This window comes from Sphingobacterium nematocida (genome assembly GCF_900168125.1).
Lineage (GTDB): Bacteria > Bacteroidota > Bacteroidia > Sphingobacteriales > Sphingobacteriaceae > Sphingobacterium > Sphingobacterium nematocida.
Genome location: NZ_FUZF01000007.1, coordinates 67,239 through 84,758, shown reverse-complemented (window position 1 = coordinate 84,758; position 17,520 = coordinate 67,239). Strand labels below are relative to the sequence as shown.

Sequence of the window (17,520 nt, the reverse complement as noted above, 5' to 3'; positions counted from 1 at the left end):
TATTATTAGGTTTATTTAATTGTTCTACTTTTGTATTTAAGTTTGTTTAAAGATAATTAAAAAACAAAAGCATAGATTACATAAATGCTAAAAATACTTTTTATTGGTCTGGTTTGGCCTGAACCCACATCTTCGGCTGCCGGTTGGCGGATTTTACATTTGATACGCTTGTTTTCAAATCACTACGAAGTTCATTTTGCTTCTGCAGCAGGCAAGAGTGAATACTCGTTTGACTTGAAAAGCATAGGAATAAATGAACACGCTATTCAATTGAATGATTCGTCCTTTGATAAATTTATTCAACAGCTATCTCCAAGCATTGTCATATTTGATCGGTTTATGGTTGAAGAGCAATACGGATGGCGCGTCGCTGCTCAATGCCCTGATACGTTACGGATATTAGATACCGAAGACCTTCATTTTGTTCGACTAGCAAGACAGGAGGCCTTTAAAAAGGGCAACCCCATAAGTTTTGATACTGATGTGGCTAAGCGAGAAATAGCAGCAATCTTACGATCCGATTTATCATTGATTATTTCAAAGACAGAAATGGATCTTTTGATGAATAGCTTTGCGGTCTCTCCAGAAAGATTGTTCTATTTGCCCTTTCAAGAGGAAAAAATACAAGAAATACATATGGGTATTTTGCCTACTTTCGAGCAACGCAGAGACTTTGTCTTTATTGGTAATTTTGTACATGAACCTAATTGGAGGACAGTAGAGATTCTAAAGCATAAAATTTGGCCAGAAATCAGAAAGAAAGAACCTCATGTGGAACTTCATATCTTCGGAGCCTACGCGTCTGAGAAGGTTTTTCAACTTCATAAGCCGAAAGAAGGTTTTCATATTAAAGGGAGGGCAGAGGATGCCCGTCAGACTATAGCTCAGTACAAAGTCTTGTTGGCCCCGATTCCTTTTGGTGCAGGAGCAAAGGGAAAGCTAGTTGATGCGATGTATGCAGGTACACCTTCTGTAAGCAGTAGCATCGGCGTTGAATCTATGAGCGATAATGAGGACTGGGCTGGATTTGTAGAAGATGACGTATTGCGTTTCGTTCAAAAAAGCCTCATTTTGTATACAAATGTTGAGGTTTGGAAGGAAAAACAAGATATCGGCTTTCGCCTATTTAATTATACCTGTGCGGATACTTCTCTTAGCGAGATACTACTCGGTCGTATTCGGGAAATATTGGAGAATACCAGCATGTTTAGGAATAACAACTTCATCGGTAAGATATTGATGCATCAATCACTTCAATCCACAAAGTATATGTCCTTATGGATTGAAGTGAAAAATAAGCAGCAGCCTTAAGTTACAATTAATTGTAGACCATCTTCAATTAAATGGCTTATCCCTGGCTTGGAAATCTTTAGCTTGTTTAAGAACTGTTTTGATTTTTCAAAAAGGACGTTGTCTCCTTCTTTATGCGCTAGTTCGCAGACTTCCAATGTAAGTAGCCAGTCTTCTGGGTAGGAGTTGTTTACTGTTTGTAATATAGAATCAAGGTCTGTTTTATGAACTTGAGTCCGGTGTTCGCGCACACTTAAGTATAATTTTTCTAAGTCTAGCTTTTGCTTTGTTTTCGGTTGCTTTATTGTTTTTGTTTCCGAAACATGGGAGTTTAGATCAAAACTGCTGTTGTCTGCAGGTCCTGAAAAACAAGATACGACTTTCTTTCCTATAGCCATATCATATGTACCCCATTCGGGTTGAAAGAGTACTTCATCGTGATGGTGCACCGTACAGTTTTCTAACGTTATCAGAATTATTTTGCCCCTAATGTTGCGACGTCCCGTCACGATACGTCCTTCTACAGTCACCCCGCCTTCAAACTCTAATCGAACCTCTTTCCCTTCTTCGATATCGTAGGCTTGCAGATCTTTGGGGCTCATATCTTCTATCGAGAGGTTGATGCCTTTTAACTTGCCTATTGGCGAACCGAATCCATGGCTATGGTAATCTGTACCATGGTTGATCAGCTCTTTGTCGTGATAAGCAAGCGCGGTTGGAGAGCCCGTTTGGATGTAGATAGGTTTACCTTCGTGTTCAATGACACGGTTGAAAATCCCAGATATCTGGATTCCGGTAGACAACTCCAATGTACCCAATGCCTGAGATTCTATAAGCTTTTTTATGCCACTAGACCCACCGGTTCTCAAGGCCATAGTATTGGCAAAATCTTCCAGAACAAGACTTAAGAAAGCAAAATCCGGTGTAACGTACAGTTGTGGCTGTGGTTTTGTGATGTCAAAACCTTGATAAGCGGCACTTATATCATATGGAATTTTCTTTACCTCATCGCGCATACACCAAGCCGATTCGCCAATGGAAGAAAGTAAGCCTGCACCATATATTTTCGGGTCATCTAGGGTTCCGATTAGGCCATATTCTACAGTCCACCAGTGTAGATTGCGAATCAAAGCCATCTCCGATGGTTCAATTTTTTTATTCTGTAGGTCATTGACCAGCTTTTCGACCCGTTCTATTTCGGCTATTGGAGTTCCTTCTGCCTCTTTAAGGATCGAAAGTTCACGTATAGCTTCATAAATTTGGTAGTCATGCGCCGATGATATTGCTTTACTGCCAATTTCACCAAAACGTCTTAAATACTCTGCGTATTCTTTATTTGCAATAATAGGTGCATGACCAGCACCTTCATGAATGATATCCGGTGCAGGAGTGTATTCTATATTCTCCAGTTGACGGATATCAGATGCGATGACCAGGACGTGATAAGCCTGAAATTCCATGAATGCATTGGGAGGGATAAAACCATCTACAGCTACAGCAGCCCATCCTATTTCTTTCAAAATACGGTTCATACCGTACATGTCAGGAATTTTATCGATTTCCAATCCCGTTTTGTTTAACCCTTCCAGATAAGAATCATGTGCCACTTTAGAAAGGTAGTCTACATTTTTCCGCATGACATAGCGCCATACAGCCTGATTTATAGGTGTATAATCCTCGTAATTCTGGGGTTTGATAAACTGCCTTAAGTGTTGGGGTAGGCGGTCTAAAATAGGATTTGACTCATAATTTGTGTGCATAACTTGCTTATTTAATTATCAAACTTAATAAAATCTCGCATAAATTCTAAGAAATAGATGAATCGTGAAATAATATTTTACAAACCTTTTTGTTACTAATCGATAAGTTTTGCCACTTTAAAATCCTATCTTTATTGTTCGTAAATCGTAGTTTCTTGTTTTAAAAACGGGCCTTTTTCCGATTTGTTGCAGAAGAGCGGTATAACACGACTTAAACTTACTTTAAAAAAAATAAACAGAGACTGCCTAAAAAGGTCGAAATTCTCGTTATTCTTCCTCAGGTTCGCAATGACGATTATTGGTTCCTTTTTAGACACCTTCATAAATAGATGCGAAGCATTCATGAGTTCCATCGAGAAAACAATTAAATGCACGAATAATTATACACATACGAATGAAAACAATTAAAGGTCCTGGTATTTTTTTAGCGCAATTTATTGCTGAAGAAGAACCATTCAATTCTATCGATAATATCGCTAAATGGGCAAAATCCTTAGGCTTTAAGGGACTGCAGATTCCTACAGGAGATGCAAAATACTTTGATCTGCAAAAGGCAGCGGAGAGCAAGACCTATGCAGATGAGTATAAAGGAAAACTTAATGAAGCGGGTTTGGAAATCACCGAATTGTCTACGCATTTACAGGGGCAGTTAGTGGCTGTTCATCCTGCTTATGACAAGTTATTTGATGCCTTCGCTCCAGAGAAGCTCAGAAACAATCCTAAGGCTCGTACCGAGTGGGCTATTCAGCAGCTCAAATATGCCGCTAAAGCCTCTCAGAATCTGGGAATCACAGCCCATGCCACATTTAGTGGTTCGTTGTTGTGGCAATATTTTCACCCTTGGCCACAGCGCCCTGACGGCTTGGTGGACGAGGCGTTTACCGAACTTGCTAAACGTTGGACTCCGATTCTTGATACGTTTGAAGACTGTGGCGTAGATGTCTGTTACGAGATTCATCCCGGAGAAGATCTATTCGATGGTATTACTTATGAGATGTTTTTGGAGAAGGTAAATAATCACCCGAGAGCCTGTCTGTTGTATGATCCATCGCACTTCGTATTGCAACAGTTGGACTACATACAGTACATCGACTTTTATCATGAACGTATTAAGGCATTCCACGTAAAAGATTCCGAGTTTAATCCTACGGGCAAGCAAGGTACTTTTGGTGGATACCAGAGTTGGTTAAATCGGGCAGGTAGATACCGCTCTCCTGGAGATGGGCAGGTAGACTTCAAAACTATTTTCAGCAAGTTGACCCAGTATGGTTACGATGGATGGGCTGTTATGGAGTGGGAGTGCTGTATCAAGAATCAAATTGATGGAGCTACAGAGGGAGCGAAGTTTATAGCCGATCATATTATCCGTGTTACGGACAAGGCTTTTGATGATTTTGCTTCTACCGGAGCCGATGCGGCATTTAATAAAGAAATCTTAGGACTAAGTTAAAATAGAAAGCGGCCCGAAATGTTTCGGGCCGCTTTGTTTTATCTTCCTTTCTTTTGAAGCGGAAATTTCATTTTATAACCCACTCGTATTTGACCTTTGGAAATTTGGTCGAGCTTGCCTTTTAACATGGTCTTTTTCAATGGACCGAGTTTGTCTACAAATAGTTTGCCTTCGATATGGTCATACTCATGCTGCACGATACGTGCGGCTAGACCAGACAGCTCTTCTTCGTGTTCCTCAAAGTTTTCGTCTAGATAGTTAATAAGGACGTTCGAAGGGCGCAAAACCTCTTCGTTAATATCCGGAATAGAAAGACAACCTTCGTTAAAAGCCCATTTTTCTCCATGCTCTTTTACAATAATGGGATTAATAAAGACTTTCTTAAAATCTTTCAGGTTTGGGTCGCCTTCACCGTCCTCATCTTCTGCGAAGGGAGAGCCATCTATTACAAATAGGCGCAAAGCAAGGCCAACCTGAGGTGCTGCCAGACCAACGCCATGTGCTCCGTACATGGTTTCAAACATATTATCAATCAACTCTTTCAATTGAGGATAATCTTCTTCTATTTCTTCGGCTTTTTTCCTCAATATCGGATCACCGTATGCTACTATTGGTAATTTCATTCTACTAAATCTTCTGCAAAGGTATGAATTTTTATTTTTGTCGTAAATTTATACCCGTGCAAGATCCAAAGAAAGATATAGTAAGCTTTGTTCAGCTATTAAGAAAACAACTTCTTATCCAACAGGAAAAGCAGCATCTTGACTTTGTTGAAGTTCGTACTGAACGGTTTATCTTGTTTTTATATTACCCCAAAACGGTTCGTGCAGCCGAGAGCCAAGATCAGACGGTAATACATATAGACTACGACCAATTGATGACCGTTCCTCAAAAAATTATCAATCGGGTTAGAGGGCTACAGGGGTTAGGAGAGCGGATTTATGCGCGCAGTACTGTCGTGGCTCGTATCGACAAGGGGGTATCCATGGCTTTTCAAGAAGAACATCATCTTCAGGGAGCAATACCTGGCAAATACCGATATGGGCTATTCCATCAAGGGGAGCTGGTCTCTGTTGCTGTATTCAGTGGAGGACGTATTATGCAGACGTTAGGCCCGAATTATAGATCCTTTGAGTTAATACGTTTTTGCCACAAAGGAGACGTGTTGGTCGTTGGTGGTTTATCCAAATTGTTGAAATCCTTTATTAAGGACTTTGCTCCACAAGATATCATGACCTATACCGACAGGGATTGGTCTTCAGACGACTCTTCCCTGCAGACAATAGGTTTTAAACCGGTTGGGTTTATGTCCCCATTGCGCTTTGCCATAATAGGAGGCCGACGGCAGCTTCATTTTACAGATCTAGACCAAATCGACTACTACGTTGAAAATAAGGGAAGTTTAAAATTAAAACTTATTCTTTAAATAGTTTTTGTTATTTTAACATCCTTCAACATTAAACTTAGATAATATACATATATGAAACGTAGATTACGCATGGGCATGGTCGGCGGGGGAAAAGACGCTTTTATTGGCGCAGTACACCGTATAGCAGCCTTTATGGATGGAAAAATCGAATTGGTTTGCGGAGCTTTCAGTGTCAATCCGGAGATATCAAAAGAGTCCGGAAGAGAGTTGTTCGTTGATGATGACCGTGTCTATCCAGATTATAAAACAATGATTGAAAAAGAAGCGCTGTTACCAGAAGGAGAGCGGATGGATTTTTTGACCATTGTAACGCCCAATTTTCTCCATTTTGAACCAGCACGACTTGCATTAGAGAGTGGGTTTGATGTCGTTGTAGAGAAGCCTATGACTGTTTCTTTGGAAGAGGCGCAAGAATTACAAGAGATTGTACAGCGTACAGGGCGTACTCTTTGCCTTACGCATACTTATTCAGGCTATCCCATGGTGAAGCAAGCGAAAGCGATGGTTAGAGAGGGGCACTTTGGCAAGATCCGTAAGATTGTAGTAGAGTATCCTCAAGGTTGGTTGAGCCGTCTTTCCGAGCGCGAAGGCAATGCTGGTGCGGCATGGCGGGCAGACCCAAAACGTTCCGGCAAATCCTTGGTAATGGGAGATATCGGTACCCATGCGGCACATCTTGCAGAGTATGTATCTGGTCACCGTATTACAGAACTCTGTGCCGACTTAACAACGTTCGTAGAAGGTCGTTTGTTGGATGATGATGGTTCTGTACTGTTGCGCTTTGATAATGGAGCAAAAGGAGTTCTTATGGCATCGCAGATTTCAGCAGGTGAGGAAAATGCCGTTCGGATCCGTATTTACGGCGAAAAGGGGGGATTAGAGTGGGCAAATGAAGATCCAAACAATCTGATCATCAAAATGCTAGATCAGCCGCGTCAATTGTACCGTACGGGCAATGCTTATGCGGCGCCTTACACGTTGAGCTCATTCGCGACACACAATACACGCATACCAGCCGGGCACCCTGAGGGTCTGTTGGAATCATTTGCAAATATCTATCGGAATTTCGCATTAACCGTATCCGCAAAGCGGGAAGGTTTAACGCCTAGCGCTGAGGCACAAGACTTTCCGACTGTTGCCGATGGAGTACGTGGTATGGCATTTATAGATACCGTAGTAAAAAATAATGAGGGTAACGAAAAATGGACTAAATTTGTCCTGTGATAAACCCTACAAATATGCTGGAATATCTTTATCAGGAAGTAGACTTTCTTGATAAAGATATTTTAGTTCTTTTGGGCCCTACAGCATCTGGTAAGACAAGGCTCGCTGTACAATTGGCCAAAACCCTTGGTGCAGAAATAATCAGCGCCGATTCCCGACAGGTTTACCGCGATATGGATATAGGTACAGGTAAGGATATTCAGGAATATGAAAATATCCCTTACCATCTTATTGATATAGTTGAACCGGGCGAACAGTATAATGTATCGCGTTTTCTGGCCGATTTTGAACAAGCATATGCTAAGATCAAGGCAAGAGGCAATCGGGTAATCGTATGCGGTGGCACAGGATTTTATCTGCAGGCCTTACTTACTTCCCAACCCTACAATCAGATACCTACAGACTTCGATTGGAGACGAGAGCAAGAGTCCAGAAGCAAGGAGGAAATAGAAAAACTTTTGAATCATTACCCGATTCCTGAAGGGTATTTAATAGACCGTTCATCAAAAAAAAGAATGGTGCGCGCATTGGAGATTTTAATCTGGCTTTCCAAACCGGGGCATGTATTGCCTACCCCCGTACCCGTTTATAAAGCGATCGTAATTGGTCTTAATCCTGATGTAAATACACGCAGAGCGCGTATTTCTAAGCGTCTATACGAGCGCATTGGACAGGGCATGATCGAGGAGGTCCAGGCTTTACTCGGCAAAGGTCTTACGCATGACCAATTGGATTATTATGGCTTGGAGTATCGATACATTAGCCATTACCTACAAGGGCTTTTATCGTACGAAAATTTTGTTCAGAAACTTGAAACAGAGATACACCGTTACGCCAAGCGTCAGATGACCTATTTCCGGAAGATGGAGAAAGACGGTGTTGATATCCAGTGGTTTTAAATAAGTTTAAAATAATCTATAGAAATAGTAGTCTTTGTTTTATATTTGCTGTCGATTCGGAGAACATACGTTTTGTCGCGAAGTAAGTTTCACATTCGTTTGTATTATAAATTTGTTAGCTTTAGCAGCGAATAGTTATGAAGGAGAGCGAATTATCAGATTTTCGGCCGCTTTTAGAGCGTATTGTAAAAGGAGATGAAAGAGCCTTTTCATTGCTGTATGATCTGTTTTCAGCAGACCTCACCCGACATATACTGTCCAAAGTATCGGACTACCAGGTGGCAGAGGACATCCTCCACGATCTTTTTCTTTCCCTTTGGCGCAACCGACATAATATGTTGGAGATAGCATCTCTTCCAGCGTATCTTTACTCTTCCTGCAGATATCTTATTTTGGCCCATTATCGCCAGGAGTTGAAGCGAGCAAATCCGGTGGATTTGGAAGAACTGGATCTTCTTGACGAAACAGTTCCCCTAGAGGATCGTTTGCACTATCGCTATGTCATCGATATGGTGAACCATGAAATCGAAAATCTTCCCGATAAATGTAGGGCCGTTTTTAAATTGAGCCGCCACGAGTATCTTACTAATAAAGAAATAGCAGCGCGTATGGACATTTCGGAGTCTACTGTTGAGAAACATATTAATAAGGCTATCAGTAAGTTGCGTGATATTTCAAAGAATTTTTTACTTTTTTTCTAAATAGAGTAGAGGTTACCTCCCTTTTTATACACTTATCTAATAACTGACCCTATATTTTGGCCATTTTGTTATGATGTATATAAAGAGATTATATCAACAGCTAACTAATTTTTTAAATACAACGGAGAGCGATCGACGTGAGGTGACTTCGTGGTATGAAGATTTGAATGTGAACTCCACGGTAGACGATACTCAGGTCGGGCATATCCAGCAACAAGCCAAAGAACGTATTCTGCTTTCTATTAAGAATGAGTCAAAGCCTTTTAATGTAAAACATATCTATCGCTGGTCGGCAGCTGCAGCCGTCTTCTTGATCGGCGGATACTTTATATGGAACACCATTAATAGACCGGAGATTGCCACGTTAGCGCAGTTGGCACAGGTTGAACCGGCAAAAGAAAGGGCGATCATTGTCTTAGAGAACGGCCAGGAAATAGATTTAGATCAACTTGCGCTCAATCAAAGTCTGCAAGTAGGAGAGACCATTATCACCAAGGATGCGGAGGGAAAGGTAAGCTATCATAATGCGTCAGACGGCAAAGAAAAGATTCAATCCAACAGCTTGCGTATCCCGAAGGCAGCAACCTATCAATTGACCTTAGTCGATGGAACCCGCGTTACACTCAATTCGGATTCAAAATTGACCTATCCTTCCTCTTTTGGTGCAGGAGATCGTATCGTACAATTGGAAGGCGAAGGTTATTTTGAAGTGACAAAAACGAACAACAAAAGCCGCTTTATCGTAGAAGCTAAAGGACAGAAAATACAAGTTTTGGGAACTAAATTTAATGTCAAATCCTATCCACAAGAAAAAAATGAACAGACAACACTGGCAGAAGGATCAGTGCAGGTTACGTTAGCCGCAAGTACGGCTATACTAAAGCCCAATCAGCAGGCGAGTTCCATAGGCCAGCGTTTAGAGACCAAGACCGTCAATATTGATGATGTTTTGAGTTGGACCAGAGGGCAGTTTTGTTTTGATGGAACCAATACGGGCGAGGTACTGCAAGAGATTGCACGCTGGTATGATATCGATATCGATTACGAACGGAAGCACAATGTGGCACAATATATAGGTAAGATTCCGAGAAATCTTCCATTGGATAGACTTATTGAACTATTGAACTATGCGGAGCTGCAGATCAAAGCCGTTGTGGGCACTGATAAGCGAATTAACTTAACTATTACATAATCTAAAAACATGAAGAAAACAGAAAGACAATACCACAATTCAGGATAGCTCAGGGTGAGTAAAGCAAAAATCGGATTCTGTTGGCGCAGAACCCGATGAGTAGTTGAAGGCCGAAGATCAATAAGTGAACTAATTTTTAATCGTTACAACCCAACATTCGAAATTAATGAAAATTTCTTTAAATCCGTTCTCGCAGAATGGGAAAGATGGCGTGTCTCTAATTGAGCCATCTCAAACTAACCCACGGGCGGTGTTTGAAAAAACAAAGACCCCGCCTTTTCTAGCAGGACCGCTATGTCGATCATTGATGAAAATCAACCTAATCACCTTACTGCTAGGGCTAGGATTGTCTCAGGTAGATGCCAGTACCTACGCCCAACAGGTCACGCTAAAGCGTCAAAAGACAAGTTTAGAAGCTATCTTAAAAGATTTTGAGAAGCAAAGTGGCTATACTTTTTTTTACAAAAAGTCCGATGTATCTCCTGTTAAAGGAGTCGATGTCGATGTCAAGAATATGCCATTGAATCAGGCGTTGAATAACGTGCTGAAGAATGCAAACTTCACTTTCGAATACTTTGACAAAACCATTGTCATTAAGAAAGGACGGGAGCTTCAATCGCAGACAATGAATCGGGAACTATCACCCAATATGGTCAAAGTAGTAGAGTCTGCATTACAGCAGGTTGTTCGCGGACAGGTCTTGGATGAAAGCGGTAATCCAATAAAGGGAGCGTCGGTACGTGTTAAATCAGATCCCAAGAGAGCAATAGCAACTCAAGAAGATGGAACATTTAACCTGCCTATCACAGCGCTTAACGAAGTTATTGTCATCTCTTATTTGGGCTATCAAAGTAAAGAAATCAAAGCTAGTCTGGAGCGAAATCAGATGGTTGTCCGGTTGAAAAAGCAGGAAAATGAAGTCGGCGAGGTCATTATTACAGGTATGATGGAAAGGAAAAAAGAAACCTTTACAGGAGCCACATCATCATTTACAATGGAGGAGTTAAAAGCTGTCTCTAACACAAATGTTATTCAGTCACTAAAGACATTAGATCCCTCATTTTTGATCATGGAAAATAACCTTGCTGGGGGCAATCCGAATGCTCTTCCCACAATTGAACTTCGTGGACAAACCAGTATATCTACAGATGGACTGAGAGATGAATTTTCTAAGGACCCAAATCAACCTTTATTTATTTTGGATGGATTCGAAACATCTTTAAAAACAATTGTTGATTTAGATATAAATCGCATTGCTTCGGTTACGTTGTTGAAGGATGCTGCTTCAACAGCGGCCTATGGATCTCGCGCGTCTAATGGTGTAGTTGTTATCGAAACCATTAGACCCAAAGCAGGGGAGTTGATCTTTAATTACACGACAGATGGTAATATTGAGTTTCCTGACATATCGGGATACAATATGATGAATGCTGCTGAGAAGATAGAGTTTGAGCGATTGTCGGGCCGTTTTACCCGTCATTATCGTAATGATTCTTGGGAGAGGCAGGAGTATTTGGACTCACTTTACTCATTTCATTTAAAAGAAATTGCGAGAGGTGTAGATTCCTATTGGTTGAGTGATCCGCTACAGAATAGTTTTTCACAACGTCATTCGTTACTGGTTAGTGGTGGCGATAATGCCATTACCTACTCCATAGGCGGAGATTATCGATACTATAACGGAACGATGAAAGGCTCTGGAGGAAAGAACTGGGGCACCAGACTTAATATCGGTTATAGGGGTAAGAAATTAAATATTGTAAATCAACTTTACGTAAGCGGTTACAACAGTCAGGAATCACCATACGGAAAGTTTTCTACTTGGGTTAATACAAATCCTTACTATGAAAAGAGAGATATTTCTGAAAGATATATTGGTGAAGTAACCCAATACGACAACGGTGTTTCTATTCCCGTTTCAAAAATGATTCATAACCCGTTGTATGCCGCAGGGTTACCTAATTTTGATAAAACTAGCAATTTTGATTTAACCAACAATCTGAAGGCGATTTATCAACTGAACAACGCATTGAGATTCGAATCTTCGTTGCAGATAAACAAATTTACAACAAAGTCGAATGTATTCTTATCACCCCTTGATCTTAGTTTTGATCAAACACCAGTACTACAACGGGGAACTTTAAGATCAAATACTAGAGAAACCATGGCTTATACCGCAAATATAAGTGCTCATTATGGTAAAAGTTTTGGAAATCATTTAATCAACGGGTTGTTAAGGGCAGAGGTAAGCGATGAGACAAACAAAGGTAATGGATTTTTTGCTGTAGGTTTCCCAACCAATAGTAACGGAAATCCACGGTTTGCTTACGGGTATGCTACAGATGGTAAACCAGAGGCTTCAACAAGAATCACGCGAAGGAATTCGTTGGTCAGCTCGTTGAACTATTCTTATGATCGTCGTTACAATGCAGATTTGTCCTTTACTTATGATGGATCCACCTCCTTTGGAACAAATAATGTTTATTCCCCATTTTTCTCAGCAGGGTTGAGCTGGAACTTAAATAATGAATCATTTCTAAAAGAAGTAAACTGGATCGATATTTTACGTTTACGTGCAAATATTGGTATTACAGGAAATCAAAACTTTTCTAGTTATACATCGATCAGCACTTATAATTATTATAAAGACTACAATTATTTTGGACAGGGGATTTATCTATCTTCATTAGGCAATCCAAATTTACAATGGCAAAAGACCACACAAAGCAGCTTTGGTTTAGATGCCAACTTATTCCATGGTCGTATGTCTTTACAGGTGAATGCCTACCGAAAGTTTACCGATCCTATGGTTGTCGGTATATCGTTGCCCCCATCAACTGCATTAAAGAATTACCCAATAAATGCAGGAGAACTGACTGTTGACGGAATAGAATTAATTTCTCGTTATTCTCCTATTTTCAGGCCATCAGAAAGGATTGTCTGGACATTAGGTTTGACCTCATCTTCTGTTAAACAAACTTATTCAGGTTTTGGGTCGATTTTGGAAACGCTAAATAAGAGTCTTAGAGAAAGTAAGAGTTTAACCAAATACCGCGATGGAGGTTCTCCGAATGATATCTGGTCCGTACCGTCTTTGGGAATAGATCCAAGTACAGGAAATGAACTGTTTAGAAAGCGAGATGGCACAATTACATATCAATATGATTGGGCAGACGAGGTGGTAATAGCAAATTCAGCACCAAAATTTCAAGGTGTAATCAGTTCTAACTTAAGCTATAAAGGGTTGACCTTTGGTTTAAACTTTAGGTACATTATTAATCAAGGCGTTTTCAATACCGCTTTATTTAATAAGGTAGAAAATATTACTTGGGATGAAATGGTAGATCATAACCAAGATAAGCGAGCACTCTATTCCCGGTGGAAAAATATTGGAGATATTGCTGAGTTTAGAAAAATCCAGTTAAACGATTGGAATAAGCAAAATGGTATTGATGAATCAACGAAGCCATCCTCTCGTTTTATTCAAAAAGAAAATACGCTTACTCTAGAATCTGCTAGTCTTGGATATGATTTAAGGGAAAAGAGTTGGATGAAGAGCGCTCGATTGAGTAATTTAAGATTTACGGGTTATTTGAATGAGATATTCCGTTGGTCTACTGTAAAGCGAGAGCGGGGGATAGATTATCCGTTTGCGAGAACCGTGTCATTTAGTTTATCCGCTAACTTTCAATAAGAAATAAGATGAAAAATACAATATTTATATTATTTGTGTTGTCTTTACTGACATTCACAAGCTCATGTACGAAATGGCTTAATGTGCAGCCTGAAGATCGCTTCTCCGAAGAACAGGTATTTTCTTCTAGAGAAGGTTATGAAGAGGCCATAAATGGAATTTATTTGAATTTATCGTCCAATAGTTTGTATGGAGATAATCTAACATTGACCGTACCGGATATTTTTGCACAGTTATTCAAAACGAATGGAAGTCCAGTTAATAAGTGGTCAAAAATAGGAAGTTATGATTATACGGATAAAGACGTTGTTAAAAGATTTGATGCAATCTGGACTGAAGCCTATGTAGCAATTGCTAACATAAATAAGCTCTTAGAAAACATCGATAAGACCGGTGAGCAGGTGTTGGGTACTGACCGGATGAAGACTATGAAGGGCGAACTATTAGGATTAAGAGGGTTCTTGCATTTTGATTTATTTAGATTTTATGGGCCGATATATGATAGTAAGGACTCTACATTGAACTCTATTCCTTACTATTCTCAAGTCGGCGAAGAGATACAGCCCTTGTTACCTGCAAATAACTTATTAGATTCCGTACTTTCAGATATCAACAAAGCTCTTCCTCTTTTAGAAAATGATCCAGTCAAGGCTTTAGGTTATAGATTACAAAATAATCAACGCTTCAATTATTTTTCCGTATTGGCTACAAAGGCACGGATTCTTTTGCTGAGAAAGGATTTTGCCGGAGCTAATGAGGCTGCCAAAAAAATTGTAGCTGTGTCTGATCTCTTATTTCCTTGGATAGTGGGATCAAAAATTACAGCAGATTTGCAGAATCCCGATCGTATATTCCATACAGAGTTACTCTTTTCTGTTTATTCAAATGATTTATATAACAACTACGATAAGTACTTCCATTTTGAACTAGCTTACAATGTTTTGGCAGGAGGTTCTGATTTATTTCTGGAAAAAATATTTGAAACAAAAACCGCAGATTATCGTTATCAAACAACTTGGAAGCCCAGTCCTACTGTAGTACCCTATAGGACATTCTATAAGTACGCAGATATAGCCGAGAAACGACCTGGATTACAGATGCAACGCAATGTTATTCCTGTTATCAGATTGTCGGAGATGTACTATATTTTAGCAGAGACAGAGCCCGATCCCACTAAAGCGTTGGCTTATCTAAATAAAGTTTTAAATGCACGAGGCTTGGCATCTCTTACAGCAGGGCCAAACGTAGATCTTAAAACAGAAATACTGAAAGAGTACAGAAAGGAGTTTTTTGGTGAAGGTCAACTTTGGTATTACTATAAACGCCGTAAAATTACGAGTATATTATCTTCATTTCCGAATAATAATAACGGAACTATCCCTAGCTCTGCTTGGGTAGTACCCATTCCAGACGAAGAATTAGCAAACCGTTAGAAAAAAACTATGAAACAGTTTAAATACATATACATTGTTGTTCTCTTCTTATCACTCGTTGGCTGTAAAGAGAAAGCATTAGATTTTTATAACGAGTCTGAAAGTGGCTCGTCTATCTATTTTTCATTACCATATTCGACAGCAAGTGCAACCACTCCTACAGATAGCCTGCATGTGAGATTTGGTTTTTTGCCTCAAGATTTGATATCAACGGATGTGCCGATTCAGGTATCTATTACGGGGCCGATTTATGACGTAGATAGGGTTTTTAAAATATCAACCAATTCCAATGCTACACTTAAAGAAAATGAACACTATACCTTTACGGACGGTAGTCTAGTCGTTCCTGCCGGAAAAAATCATGGTTTTGTTAGATTGAATATCAAGAAAACAGAGGAAATGAAAAAAAGTAGGTTTGTTACTTCTTTCAGGTTGTTGCCTAATGAGAACTTCAATACAGATATCTATTACAGATATACCAATAATATGCAAAGAAGAGTTCCAATACTGGACTTCCGGCTTATAGTAGATAATATTTTTGAAGAACCTTATTTCTGGGCTACCAGAAGATCAACGGCTGAGGGCTATCTTGGTAAATTTTCTGTAGCAAAATTGAATCTTATCATTAAGCTTTTTAATGAAGATATGGAGCATTTTACCGATCCCCAATATACGGAAGCTAATTACTTTTCAATAGCTAGACTGACTTTTTGGGGTTCTTACATGAAGTATTGGTTGGGTAAGGAGGCTTCGGAAGATAGATTTTATTACGATGAAAACAAACAATTAATCACTGTTGGGCCTAACGCAAGTTAAAAATATTGATATCTAATGAAACAGACTATAAAATACATGTTTTTTCCGATTTTATTACTACTTAGTTATAGTTGTAAAAAAGATTTGGGAAGTTATAATTATCACAGTATTGACAGTGTTTTTATCCAAGGAATTGAAAAAACATATGTTATGAAAATTGGCGGTAATCCAGGAATTGTTCCTCAGTTGAGCCACTCGTCAGGAAGTTCGCTCTCTTCAAGTGATTATGATTTTGAATGGTTAGCCTATCGTCAAGGTTTAAACCAAGAACCATTACGAATTAGTACCAAAGAACATCTGAATGAAGTTATTTCTTTACCTATTGGCGATTATACGGTTTACTTTAAAGCAAAAGAAAAATCTACGAATCTATTATGGGAACAAAAATTTACGATAAGGGTTGGTTCTGGGTTTAATGGTGGATGGATGATATTATCTGATGATAATGGAAAATCAAAAATTGATCTCTTCGAGTGGAATCATACTTTAGCAAATTACTCAAAACATCATACCAACTTCCAGGATAGTATCAAGGATGTTAGTAAAAATACTATGTCTCTATTGGGTAAACCTAAGTTTATTACTACCTGGTCAAATCAAACACCAGCTACAGGGAATGGTGTTAAGTATTTTGTGTATGTCGGCACCGATAAAAATACAGAGAAAACAAATGTTACTGACGGATTTATCTGGTCTGATCAATACAGTTTTAAATATGAGACAGTTAACCCTACTGAATTTGAAACCATTGATGCCATTCGCCCCACAGCCAGTAGGGATGGTTATGTGGTAAAGGGGAATGACGTTTTTGTAAAGTATGCTGTTTTTCAGGTCAATGTAGGAACGCCGATAAACCGACTTGCAGATGGCACATATTTTAAAGTATCACCATTTATCGCACCAACAGCAGGACCTTCCTGTCTGATGTATGATATTACCAATAAGCGTTTCGTGAGGAATATGAGCTCAGCTGTAGCTGTTTCACAGACACCATTGACTTATGACCAAAATAATGCGGCATTCAATCCGAATAAAGTGGACATGGATATGGTTTGGATGAATCAAACGGTTGCATTTGGTGGACAGGCTTATGCGGTATTGACCAAGTCTGGGAAATATTTTCTAGCCCGAATGACAAATACCGCAAGTGCTTTTTCCGCCAATTTTTTAACAGATATTACATCACTGCCCGGTATAGCCCAAGCCCAGCACTTTGAGGTTGATCCTCGTTATGGTTATTTGCAATATGCTGTGGGTGGAAAAATATACCAGTATGATCCAAGTGAAAGTAGTGTAAAGCTTATGAAAGATTACGGCAATAAGGAAATAACTGTATTCAAATATTTGAGAAGTACATCAGTATCCTATAGTAGTGTTATTAATCCAAATAATGCTAACACCTATGGGAAAAGGTTTCTTCCAGACGTAGTCGGTTTAGTTGTCGCTTCATTAGATCCTGTTGCGCCACAGACTTCTGGTAAAGTTGAAGTGTTTGATACGCCACAGTTTAACGCGGACTACAAAACATTCCTATCCTTTAATGGATTCGGCAGAGTGGCTGATGTGACGGAAGCAGAATTTCCTCTAGGGTGGTAATATATTAAAATACGTTAATCTTAAAGCAATAGTGTT

13 protein-coding genes are annotated in these 17,520 nt (G+C 39.6%); 11 read left to right on the top strand and 2 right to left on the bottom strand.

Annotated elements, in window-relative coordinates; translation table 11 throughout:
• Window positions 1–84 precede the first annotated feature (84 nt).
• Window positions 85–1,311 carry a glycosyltransferase gene (locus B5X76_RS09615; protein WP_079642898.1) on the top strand — a complete coding sequence of 409 codons (1,227 nt, stop codon included), beginning with the start codon at window positions 85–87 and terminating at the stop codon, window positions 1,309–1,311.
• Here the strand turns inward: B5X76_RS09615 and B5X76_RS09610 are convergent.
• Window positions 1,308–3,050, bottom strand: a complete 1,743-nt coding sequence (locus B5X76_RS09610) for an aromatic amino acid hydroxylase (protein WP_079642897.1) — start codon at window positions 3,048–3,050, stop codon at window positions 1,308–1,310. The genes B5X76_RS09615 and B5X76_RS09610 overlap by 4 nt on opposite strands.
• 394 nt (window positions 3,051–3,444) lie before the next feature.
• Between B5X76_RS09610 and B5X76_RS09600 the strand changes: the two genes are divergently transcribed.
• Complete coding sequence (locus B5X76_RS09600; protein ID WP_079642895.1) at window positions 3,445–4,500, top strand: sugar phosphate isomerase/epimerase family protein; 1,056 nt, start codon at window positions 3,445–3,447, stop codon at window positions 4,498–4,500.
• A gap of 38 nt (window positions 4,501–4,538) precedes the next feature.
• Here the strand turns inward: B5X76_RS09600 and def are convergent, their stop codons facing one another.
• The gene (gene def, locus B5X76_RS09595; protein ID WP_079642894.1) at window positions 4,539–5,123 is read right to left on the bottom strand and encodes a peptide deformylase; all 585 of its coding nucleotides are present in this window, start codon (window positions 5,121–5,123) and stop codon (window positions 4,539–4,541) included.
• A 23-nt stretch (window positions 5,124–5,146) separates the two neighbouring features.
• Between def and B5X76_RS09590 the strand changes: the two genes are divergently transcribed.
• The 9 genes from B5X76_RS09590 to B5X76_RS09550 all read left to right on the top strand — a co-directional run bounded on the left by B5X76_RS09590 (window position 5,147) and on the right by B5X76_RS09550 (window position 17,484).
• Complete coding sequence (locus B5X76_RS09590) at window positions 5,147–5,926, top strand: hypothetical protein (RefSeq protein WP_079642893.1); 780 nt, start codon at window positions 5,147–5,149, stop codon at window positions 5,924–5,926.
• 54 nt (window positions 5,927–5,980) lie between these two features.
• Entirely contained in the window at window positions 5,981–7,153 is a 1,173-nt protein-coding gene (locus tag B5X76_RS09585) for a Gfo/Idh/MocA family protein (protein ID WP_079642892.1), read from the top strand.
• Window positions 7,154–7,167: 14 nt separating this feature from the next.
• Window positions 7,168–8,052: a tRNA (adenosine(37)-N6)-dimethylallyltransferase MiaA gene (gene miaA, locus B5X76_RS09580; RefSeq protein WP_139375266.1), complete on the top strand. Its 885-nt coding sequence runs from the start codon at window positions 7,168–7,170 to the stop codon at window positions 8,050–8,052.
• Window positions 8,053–8,189: 137 nt separating this feature from the next.
• Complete coding sequence (locus B5X76_RS09575; protein ID WP_079642890.1) at window positions 8,190–8,753, top strand: RNA polymerase sigma factor; 564 nt, start codon at window positions 8,190–8,192, stop codon at window positions 8,751–8,753.
• A gap of 70 nt (window positions 8,754–8,823) precedes the next feature.
• Window positions 8,824–9,945 carry a FecR family protein gene (locus B5X76_RS09570; protein WP_079642889.1) on the top strand — a complete coding sequence of 374 codons (1,122 nt, stop codon included), beginning with the start codon at window positions 8,824–8,826 and terminating at the stop codon, window positions 9,943–9,945.
• A gap of 166 nt (window positions 9,946–10,111) precedes the next feature.
• Complete coding sequence (locus tag B5X76_RS09565) at window positions 10,112–13,639, top strand: SusC/RagA family TonB-linked outer membrane protein (protein WP_079642888.1); 3,528 nt, start codon at window positions 10,112–10,114, stop codon at window positions 13,637–13,639.
• 8 nt (window positions 13,640–13,647) lie between these two features.
• Complete coding sequence (locus B5X76_RS09560; protein WP_079642887.1) at window positions 13,648–15,072, top strand: RagB/SusD family nutrient uptake outer membrane protein; 1,425 nt, start codon at window positions 13,648–13,650, stop codon at window positions 15,070–15,072.
• Between the two features lie 9 nt (window positions 15,073–15,081).
• Complete coding sequence (locus B5X76_RS09555) at window positions 15,082–15,888, top strand: DUF4843 domain-containing protein (protein WP_079642886.1); 807 nt, start codon at window positions 15,082–15,084, stop codon at window positions 15,886–15,888.
• 15 nt (window positions 15,889–15,903) lie between these two features.
• Window positions 15,904–17,484 carry a PKD-like family lipoprotein gene (locus tag B5X76_RS09550; RefSeq protein ID WP_079642885.1) on the top strand — a complete coding sequence of 527 codons (1,581 nt, stop codon included), beginning with the start codon at window positions 15,904–15,906 and terminating at the stop codon, window positions 17,482–17,484.
• Window positions 17,485–17,520 lie beyond the last annotated feature (36 nt).

Excerpts from the sequence above, each read along its gene's own strand:
- B5X76_RS09555 (WP_079642886.1), top strand. The coding sequence starts at position 15,082 with ATGAAACAGTTTAAATACATATACATTGTTGTTCTCTTCTTATCACTC.
- B5X76_RS09590 (WP_079642893.1), top strand. The coding sequence starts at position 5,147 with ATGAATTTTTATTTTTGTCGTAAATTTATACCCGTGCAAGATCCAAAG.
- def (WP_079642894.1), bottom strand. The coding sequence starts at position 5,123 with ATGAAATTACCAATAGTAGCATACGGTGATCCGATATTGAGGAAAAAA.
- B5X76_RS09585 (WP_079642892.1), top strand. The coding sequence starts at position 5,981 with ATGAAACGTAGATTACGCATGGGCATGGTCGGCGGGGGAAAAGACGCT.
- B5X76_RS09615 (WP_079642898.1), top strand. The coding sequence starts at position 85 with ATGCTAAAAATACTTTTTATTGGTCTGGTTTGGCCTGAACCCACATCT.
- B5X76_RS09610 (WP_079642897.1), bottom strand. The coding sequence starts at position 3,050 with ATGCACACAAATTATGAGTCAAATCCTATTTTAGACCGCCTACCCCAA.
- B5X76_RS09575 (WP_079642890.1), top strand. The coding sequence starts at position 8,190 with ATGAAGGAGAGCGAATTATCAGATTTTCGGCCGCTTTTAGAGCGTATT.
- miaA (WP_139375266.1), top strand. The coding sequence starts at position 7,168 with ATGCTGGAATATCTTTATCAGGAAGTAGACTTTCTTGATAAAGATATT.
- B5X76_RS09600 (WP_079642895.1), top strand. The coding sequence starts at position 3,445 with ATGAAAACAATTAAAGGTCCTGGTATTTTTTTAGCGCAATTTATTGCT.
- B5X76_RS09565 (WP_079642888.1), top strand. The coding sequence starts at position 10,112 with ATGAAAATTTCTTTAAATCCGTTCTCGCAGAATGGGAAAGATGGCGTG.
- B5X76_RS09560 (WP_079642887.1), top strand. The coding sequence starts at position 13,648 with ATGAAAAATACAATATTTATATTATTTGTGTTGTCTTTACTGACATTC.
- B5X76_RS09550 (WP_079642885.1), top strand. The coding sequence starts at position 15,904 with ATGAAACAGACTATAAAATACATGTTTTTTCCGATTTTATTACTACTT.
- B5X76_RS09570 (WP_079642889.1), top strand. The coding sequence starts at position 8,824 with ATGATGTATATAAAGAGATTATATCAACAGCTAACTAATTTTTTAAAT.